General features: G+C 62.1%; 12 protein-coding genes. 4 read left to right on the top strand and 8 right to left on the bottom strand.

Features of this window, described 5'->3' with window-relative positions; all coding sequences use genetic code 11:
- The 6 genes from ABNS06_RS17555 to ABNS06_RS17580 form a co-directional block, all read right to left on the bottom strand.
- The coding region (locus ABNS06_RS17555) for a CRISPR-associated endonuclease Cas3'' (RefSeq protein WP_348675903.1) at positions 1-615 on the bottom strand (615 nt) is incomplete at its 3' end.
- Positions 612-1,586: a type I-F CRISPR-associated endonuclease Cas1f gene (gene cas1f, locus ABNS06_RS17560; protein WP_348675904.1), complete on the bottom strand. Its 975-nt coding sequence runs from the start codon at positions 1,584-1,586 to the stop codon at positions 612-614. The genes cas1f and ABNS06_RS17555, both read right to left, overlap by 4 nt.
- A 25-nt stretch (positions 1,587-1,611) precedes the next feature.
- Positions 1,612-1,800 carry a hypothetical protein gene (locus tag ABNS06_RS17565; protein ID WP_348675905.1) on the bottom strand — a complete coding sequence of 63 codons (189 nt, stop codon included), beginning with the start codon at positions 1,798-1,800 and terminating at the stop codon, positions 1,612-1,614.
- A gap of 346 nt (positions 1,801-2,146) precedes the next feature.
- Positions 2,147-2,332: a hypothetical protein gene (locus tag ABNS06_RS17570; RefSeq protein ID WP_348675906.1), complete on the bottom strand. Its 186-nt coding sequence runs from the start codon at positions 2,330-2,332 to the stop codon at positions 2,147-2,149.
- Entirely contained in the window at positions 2,329-2,829 is a 501-nt protein-coding gene (locus ABNS06_RS17575; RefSeq protein WP_348675907.1) for a hypothetical protein, read from the bottom strand. Before ABNS06_RS17575 ends, ABNS06_RS17570 begins: the two co-directional genes overlap by 4 nt.
- Before the next feature lie 28 nt (positions 2,830-2,857).
- A complete protein-coding gene (locus ABNS06_RS17580) occupies positions 2,858-3,832 on the bottom strand; it encodes a WYL domain-containing protein (RefSeq protein WP_348675908.1) in 975 nt (324 codons plus the stop codon).
- A gap of 263 nt (positions 3,833-4,095) precedes the next feature.
- Between ABNS06_RS17580 and ABNS06_RS17585 the strand changes: the two genes are divergently transcribed.
- The 3 genes from ABNS06_RS17585 (at position 4,096) to ABNS06_RS17595 (ending at position 5,733) form a co-directional block, all read left to right on the top strand.
- The gene (locus tag ABNS06_RS17585) at positions 4,096-4,380 is read left to right on the top strand and encodes a DUF6763 family protein (RefSeq protein WP_348675909.1); all 285 of its coding nucleotides are present in this window, start codon (positions 4,096-4,098) and stop codon (positions 4,378-4,380) included.
- 169 nt (positions 4,381-4,549) lie between these two features.
- Positions 4,550-5,173 carry a MarC family protein gene (locus ABNS06_RS17590; protein ID WP_348675910.1) on the top strand — a complete coding sequence of 208 codons (624 nt, stop codon included), beginning with the start codon at positions 4,550-4,552 and terminating at the stop codon, positions 5,171-5,173.
- 89 nt (positions 5,174-5,262) lie between these two features.
- Positions 5,263-5,733, top strand: coding sequence for a VOC family protein (locus ABNS06_RS17595; RefSeq protein WP_348675911.1), 471 nt, complete (start codon positions 5,263-5,265; stop codon positions 5,731-5,733).
- A gap of 7 nt (positions 5,734-5,740) precedes the next feature.
- Here the strand turns inward: ABNS06_RS17595 and ABNS06_RS17600 are convergent, their stop codons facing one another.
- Entirely contained in the window at positions 5,741-7,303 is a 1,563-nt protein-coding gene (locus tag ABNS06_RS17600) for an alkaline phosphatase PhoX (protein ID WP_348675912.1), read from the bottom strand.
- A gap of 86 nt (positions 7,304-7,389) precedes the next feature.
- On the bottom strand, positions 7,390-7,656 hold the full coding sequence (locus ABNS06_RS17605; protein WP_348675913.1) for a hypothetical protein: 267 nt from the start codon (positions 7,654-7,656) through the stop codon (positions 7,390-7,392).
- A 115-nt stretch (positions 7,657-7,771) separates the two neighbouring features.
- Between ABNS06_RS17605 and ABNS06_RS17610 the strand changes: the two genes are divergently transcribed.
- The coding region (locus ABNS06_RS17610; RefSeq protein WP_348675914.1) for a hypothetical protein at positions 7,772-8,111 on the top strand (340 nt) is incomplete at its 3' end.

The raw sequence follows: 8,111 nt of genomic DNA on the forward strand, positions 1-8,111 counted from the left end.
CAGTTGATTGAACGGCCGTGCAACACCCTCGTCCAGCCCGTCTCGTTGAAACCGCTCCGCCGCGATCCAAAGCGCTTCACCATCTGCGCCCGCATCCGCCAGGCGATGTAGCCAAGCGACATCGTCGCTATCGCCCACGAACGCCTGAAACAAGCGGAGTGACACCCATTCGTGGCGATAGAGGTTGCGTTCCTGCAACTCACCACGCAGCCGCTGTTGAAACGCGATGCTCGCCTTCCCCAGATCGTGCAGGAGACCGGCAAGCTGAGCCAGCAGACGAACGTCCTGCGCCGTGTGCCAATCGTTCTCTCTGGCACGGCGGAGAACATCGCGCTGCGTTCTGTTCGTCGGAACCGCGCCCTCGGCATTGAATCGAGCAGCGTTGCCGACAATCCAGAGCAGCTCGCTGTGATCACGCCCCCGTATCCAGTGGCAGGCCACCGCGGTGTTTTTGCGCGCCGTCTTGCGCAGCAACTTCCTCAGCGTATCCAGTCCAGCCTGCGTGATCGGTGTTTGCCATGTGCGATCACCGCGCCGTTCGGCAAACTGATCGAGGATGCGGCGGGTTTCCGTCAACGCGCGTTTTTCACATTGCGAAACCAGCAGCACATTCATGTCACGCCGCCCGCTTCCATCGCGACACGTTTGAGCGTGTCGATCATGAAATCCAGCGACTCGGTCTGTGTCAGCGTTTCGATGCAGGCTTGGCGAAACGCCTGCTCCTCGTCGCCCCGCACCGCGGACACAAACGCCTGCGGCAGGATGACGGCATCCTTGATCAGGTCCGCGACGTCGAACACCAACCCGCCGCGCCGGGTCTTGCCGTGCAACACCGCCAAACCGTGTGGCAGACCAAGCACCCAGGTCGCGGTTGCTGCGAGCCCGTAAGCGAGATAATTGCCGTGATCCAGAAATCGATTGGCGGGGTCCACGCCGCCGCCGCGCTTGGCACGAGTGAATGCACCGTAGCCGGATGCCCGTGCGGCGGTCTTGAACAGATCCTTGGTCAGCCGGGCTTCGGCTGTGAGCAGCGCCTGAGTATCGGGCGCCGATGAAACTTCGGAATCCGCGCGGCGCAAGAGGCTGTCGAGCTGTTCGCCCGATACCGCAAACCCGGCGTCACGCAAGGCACGGCTACTCAGCCAGTGATCGGCGATTCGCTTCAGTCGCGCCTGCTGAAATCTCCGCGCGGCATCCAGTCTCCCTGCCTCATCAAACCAGAACCCAACCCACGCCTGAAGGTATTCGGTGGGACGATATTCACTCTGGGGCGACAACCAGGCGACTTCGACGTCGACCTCGTTGGCACTGAACAACGGTGTTCCGCCACCACCGCAGAAACCAACCAGCACACCTGCCTTGGCCAGCTCACGCATCGCGGCCTGAGTGATCGACGTGCCGGTTCCCAGCAGGACCGTCGTCGTGTTCGCGATCGGGATATTCCAGTAGTGGGACTCACGCCCCGCCTCGGTGACGTACTCCACCCGACCACCGTTCACGAGTACCCGGCATCTTTCCAGGTAGTAAATGTTCGCCCGCTTCGAGTGCAAGATGCTCTTGAGAGACGATGGCGTGAACTCGTCCATTAGATGACTGAGAAGCGAATGACGTTCACGACAACCCTGCGGACAGCGCGACCAGCAGTATGAGATCGCGCAGGACTCTGCCCAGTTTTCGCCACGCTTGTTCCTGCCGCTCGATCTCACGGCGAAGTTCTTGTCGCTCACGCCACGAAAGCCCGCGCATATCAATCACTTCAATCTCCGCATCACTGCGCAAGACGACTTGATTGCGATTCACGGAGCGCATCGTCCTACATCTCGAGCGGCAGACAATCCTGAAATTGCCACCACCGGTTCTGGTCCTCCGCTACGCTGCTCAAGCGAGCGGCAGTAACTTCACCCCGATCCGTCATTCGACTCACTGCCATGCTCTCCCCCTTGGCAGATGCCCCAGCATTCGCGCGCCCGGCGGACATCCACGGCGCATTCGTCATCCCGGTAATACGAATTGCGCCGCAGAATCCGGACATCGCAAGCTCGCAGCAACATTCGACGATCGAGCATGGCGGCAACCGATAAGAACTCGGTTGCAGCATGCGCGACCCGGTTGCCAATACGTGTCCACTGGATATCTCGTCAGTGGGTCAGGATGGCTCCTGCTTTGTATTGACCGGCACTTTTCCCGGTAGTCGCGCTGCGTATTGCTCCATCTCCTCCAGCGCAGCAACGATACGATCCAGAGGCAGCTCGGCCCAGCGCCGCATCTGTTCGATCCGGACGCCTTCGAAGGTGGTCAGCGACCAGTCGATATCGTCGTCCGATTGGCTCATGCGTCCGGTTCCAGCAGGCGCAGGTTGTCGATGTCGGCCAGGTCCTGAACCCGGCCTGCGGCCCGCTTCATTCGAATCAGCGTGTCGCGGGAGACGATGGGAATATCGAGTGTTTCACCAAAGCGCCTGCGGGAAGCGCGGTCGTATTCGGCATCGAAGTCGAAGGGTTCGGTCACGAACACGTCGATGGGCGTCTCGCGATGGGCGTCGCTCCAAAGCTGAAACACCTGCATGTTCCTGTCACGCACCCAGCATGCTCGTGTGTCGGCGTCGGCGAACTGTTCCGGTTTCACCGGCAACAGAGGTTGATACCCCAAGGGTTCCAGAGCGTGGAATGCCCGCAGCACGTTGTGCTGATCCAGCTGAATGACGAGGTCGATATCCTTGGTGTAGCGCGCGTAACCGTGTGCGTTCACGGCCAGACCGCCGACGACGAGATAGCGCACATTGGCGTTTTCCAATGCGGTCAGCACCATTTCGACACTGTTCAGTCTCATCGCCGTTCGATCGTGTTCATGAGAGAGATCAGGTGTCATCCTCATACATCACGGCCGCGGCCTTCAACCGCTCCGCCACGGCCTGCCGCAGTTCTGCCGGCGCCTCCACCATGACATCCGGCCCATAGCGACAGATATCCAGTACGAGTTCTTCGCTGTGGTGGTAGGGAAACCGCAGCCGGAAGCGGCCATCGTCCAGATACTCGCTCTGCTGCCGCGGATGCCATTGCTCGTCGCCGATCCACTGGGCGCGGTGGGCCGTAAACAGCAGGCTGGCTTCACGCGTCGGCGCACCCGAGAAGATGCCGAAACTGGTGGCGAGCACATCCTCCAGTTGGTCCTGCGGAATTTCGAGCACGGGTTCGTGGCTCACCTGGGCCGCCTCGATCCGGTCGACAGAGAACGTACGTAGTTCCTCCTTGCCGTGACACCAGGCATCCAGATACCAATTCTCTCTGTAGTGGGTCAGCCGCTGGGGAGAGACGGCGCGAGTGGACACCGCTCCGTCGCTACGCGCCCGATAACGGATCACGATTTGCTGGCGTCGGACGAGTGCATCGGCCACCACGCCAAAGCATTGTCCGGCTGGGCGACCAGCCATCTGAACGATCCGAATGCGGCGCTCCCAGTCCGGCAGGCCGACGCCGCGCCGGCTCAACAGCTCGTCAATGCGCTTCGATATCGGCGCCAGGTAGTCGTCGAGCAAACCCGGCTGGGCGCGCTTGAGCAACGCCTGTACGCCGACCAGGGCGATGAGTTCGTCCTCGTTGAACCACAACCCGGGCAACTCGAATACGGGCTCACTGGGATGCTGGTCGTAAAAGTAGCCGGTGGGGCTGAAGCAGATCGGCGCATGCAGTTCCTCCTGCATCCACTTGGCGGCACGATGGACGGTGCGAGTCGAGCAGCCGCCCATGATCTCGGCGAGCCGGGCCTTGGTCACGGGCCGGCGCCGGTTCGACAATTCCCGGTGCAGAATGAAGACGCGGTCGAGCTTGTCCATGGACCCGGTGACCTGCGTTCGAAGCTGCCATGCAGTATGCGACGACGATTTGCCGACACAAAGCGCGCCGCGCCGATTCCTTGACCGCAATTTCACCGATCAACGCCCGTCGATCCGTCGTGTTCCGCACCCGCCCATCGACCGAAAAACCGGCTTAATCAGGCACTTGCACGCGATGGGATTTGGCATGCCTTGTCACGGGACTGTCACTTGCCTATACCCGATAGGAGTCGATTCACCCAGGAATCGACAAGGAGAAAACGATGGCGATGTGGCTGCATGAACTCAGCGTCGGAGACTGGTACCAGGTCGGTAACAACTCACCGTTTGAAGTCGTCGCAATCGATCTTCGCGCAGAGACCGTGGAGGTGCAGTACTTCGACGGAACCGTGGCCGAGATCGATTTCGATAGCTGGATAGAACTCGCGGCAACGCCCGCCGCACCCCCGGAGGACTGGAGCGGTGCGATGGACATGGAGCGCGACGTTTATCTGGATGTCGCGCGGCCGTCCCACTGGGACAATCCGCTGGATCACGTCGACCTCTGAAGGCCGCCTCCGGGTGAATCGCTCACCCGGCACATGCAGCTCGCTGCTGCCGGACCATCCGGTCACGCGCGGGTGAATCTCCGCTCCGTCGCGTTGTCTGATCAGGCAGCCTTCGCGAGCCGTTCGACCCTTCGGTCACGCCGCGCCCATCGATCCGGACCGGACACGGATGACCGACAAACTGATTCGCGACGCCCTCATTCTGTGGGCGACGATTGACCCCATTGGAACGCTGGCCATTTTCGCCTCCATTACCGGAGGCCTCACCGAAGCCGCCCGGCGGCGCACCGCGCTCAAGGCCGTGCTCTACGCCGGCTGCATTCTCGTCGGCGCGGTCGTCATCGGCCAGGTCCTGCTCACTGCCATGGGTATCCGGTTGGTGTCGTTGCAGGTGGCGGGCGGGATCATCCTGTTCCTGTTCGGCCTGAAGATGGTCTTCGGCACACCGTTGACGCAGCAGGCCACCGAAGGTGAACCCGGCCACGACATCGCGGTGTTCCCGCTGGCCGTCCCCTCCATCGCCACGCCGGGCGCGCTCATGGCGGTGATCATCCTCACCGACAATCACGTTTATCCGATCCAGGTTCAGCTGGCGACCACCGGTGTCATGCTGCTGGTGCTGCTGGCGACCTTCCTGTTCATGCTGGCGGCAGGACGCATCATCGCGGCGATTGGACAGAACGGTTCGGCGATTCTGGTGCGGGTGATGGGGATGCTGCTCGCGGCGCTGTCGATCGAGCTGGTGATGGAAGCGCTGAATATCTTCGATCTGCTGAACACCAGCACGAACTGACCCCGGCAAGACCCCGTCATCCGGGTGTCATCCCGCGGCCTACAATCGTTCGGTGTCCCATCGGGGGGCCGAAGCTTGAGGAGACCGTCATGTCAGTGAATCCCATTCCGGAGGGCTACCACAGCGTTACGCCCTACCTGTTTGTTACCGGCGCCGCCGAGGCCATTGCGTTCTACGAGAAAGCGTTCAATGCCACGGAGGTCTTCCGCCTGCCCGGCCCGGACGGCAAGCTCATGCACGCGGAAATCAGGATCGGAAATTCGCATGTCATGCTCGCCGACGCGATGGAGGAGTTCGGAGTCAAAAGTCCGACCACGCTGGGCGGGACATCGGGGAGTTTGATGATCTATGTCGACGACGCCGACACGCTGTTCCAGCAGGCGATCAATGCCGGCGCGACCGAAGCGAAGCCGATGGAAGACCAGTTCTGGGGCGATCGCATGGGCGCGCTGATCGACCCGTTTGGACACCAGTGGAACATCGCGACCCATGTCGAAGACGTTCCGGAAGACGAGATGCAGCGCCGCTTCGAGGCAATGATGTCCGAAATGGGTCAGTGACGCCGCGTCAGGACGCTTGAGACGACGGGTCGGTCAGGTCATTCGTCTGCGCCGACTCGTCGCCAGCCTCGGCGGCCGACTCGCTGAGCCTTGCCAGCAACGCGGCCGCGCCCAGTGCACCAAGTGCGGCAACGCCCAGCGAACCCGAACTGCCCGTGGGCGGGCGATCGGCATCCGGTGCCTGCGGATCGGGGTTGACGAACCCGGTGTTCCGGAAGGGGCCGCTGATCTCGAAGATCTCGCCACGCACCTCCTCTCCGGTCGCCTCGTTCACCGTGTGCCGCTTGCCCTGACTGGCAAAGTAGAGCCGCGTACCCGAAGCATCGAAACCAGGCCCGGCGATTTCCGAATGCGGCACCGGATAACGCATGAACGGCGCGACCTTGCGGTCGTCCGTGATGATCACCAGTTCCATGTTGCCGCCGTCTTCGGCGACGAACAGATCGTGGCTCTGCGCATGCACCACCATGTTGTCCACACCACGCAGCGGCGCGGCGTCACCAATCTCGTTCGCGTCGTAGACGATGTCGACATGCTCGGCGATGGTGTCGTAGGCCCAGACGCGATTCGATCCCTTGCAGGTGAAGTACACCAGCCCACTGTCATACCAGCAGCCCTCGCCGCCGTTGAAAACCGCTGCCGTGGGGACCTGGTAGCGACACTCCAGCGGTAAACCCAGCGGATTGAGTACGGGCTGCCAGCTCACCTGACCCGGCTCGGTTTCGTTGATCTCGCCGAGGATTCCGGTGGGGTCAAACTCGTCAATATCGACGCCCAGCGTCGCCACCGCCTCACGAATCGCATCGCCGTAGGGCACCCGGACCGGCGGGTTGTCGCCGACCACCGCGACTTCGAGCACCCCCAGGGTCAAATCCGGCCGATCATCGTCGGGCCAGATCGTGGGGCGGAAACGATAAAGCGCGCCGTCACCCTGATCTTCCGTCAGGTAGATCGCCTTGCCCACGGGGTCCACGGCGGCGGCTTCATGACTGAATTGCCCCATCCCTGCCAGCCGGATGGGTTGATTCAAACCGGTGGGGTCACATTCGTAGACGAAACCGAAGAAATTTTCCTCGCAGGACAGCCAGGTGCCCCAGGGCGTCATGCCGCCGGCGCAGTTGTTGTTCGTGCCCTGCAGGACCGGATAGGCGTCGATGACGTTGCCGTCCGCATCGAAACGCACGGCGCCGACACCGCCCTGCTCGCCGCACATCTCGGAGCCCGGGTCGTCAAGGCATTCGTCGGCAATGATCGGGATTTCGGAATTGCTGACGTAGATCCAGCCGCCATCCTCCTGCGGAATCACCGCCCCGCCATCGGGCGCGCGATGCCACACGTAGCTGGATTCGCCGCCGTCGGCCAGCTTCACCGGTGAGTAGGCTTCGGCGATCTTGCGCGATGTGAAACCCGGCGGCAGAAACAGCCCATTGGCATCCGGACCGACGAGCTCACCGTAAGGGCTGGCGCCCGGCACCGCTGGCGCGGCATAGGCCCGCTTCCAGAAATCACGACCCAGGGAAAACGTACCTGCCACGGTCAATCCGGCCTGCAGGAATTGGCGGCGTTTCATTCGAGCACAGGTTCAAAGGTCCAACCTTCAGGCTAGTGGCTGGACGTGAACCCGCGATGACAGCTCAGCCTCACTGGCCATCCCGGTCAGGAGATGGTCTGCGTCAGCACCTCTGGACCTTCCGTGACCGACGACTCCTGACGACGCCTGGCGAGCTCGCGCCAAGACTCCATGCGCCGCCCCAGCAAGGTTTCCAGCCTCAGAACATGGGGCTCGAGGCGGCGTTGCAGTTCGGTGATCTCGTCGTGTGTCACACGCACTTTCCAGCGCTCCATCCCGGTCAACCAGTCCGGCAGGTGACGCGCGATCCGTTCACGACTCAGGATGGCGAACGGCGAATTGGCTACTCGCATTCGAAAATGCAGACCCGTCCCGTTGTACCGGATGTAGAGTCGTCTGGACACGGGAACTGCGGTCTATAATTCCCTCGGAAAGAGAACAAACTGGCAATCCCGCCTGGAGACGAACATGAAACCTGTTGCACTGGCGCTGGCGTTGGTGATCGCTGGCTCGGCAAATGCCGGATTGCTTGATGGCGTCAAAGACACCGTCACCCCACCCAGGTCCGAGCCGACCCGATCGCCCCCCGCTCATCAAAGCATTGTTCAGCACCGCGATGCCATTCCCGGCCGCTATATCGTCGTGCTGAAAAAACCGGCCAACGCCGGCCTGTCGCAACTTACAGGCCTGGCGAAACAGCTTGCAGCTCGCCACGGTGGCCAACCCGACCTGCTGTTTTCGAAGGTGTTGTTTGGCTTCGCCGGACAGTTCACCCAGGCGCAGGCCCGGGCGCTGGCCACCGATCGGC

The sequence above is a fragment of the uncultured Abyssibacter sp. genome (assembly GCF_964000955.1).
GTDB lineage: Bacteria > Pseudomonadota > Gammaproteobacteria > Nevskiales > OUC007 > Abyssibacter.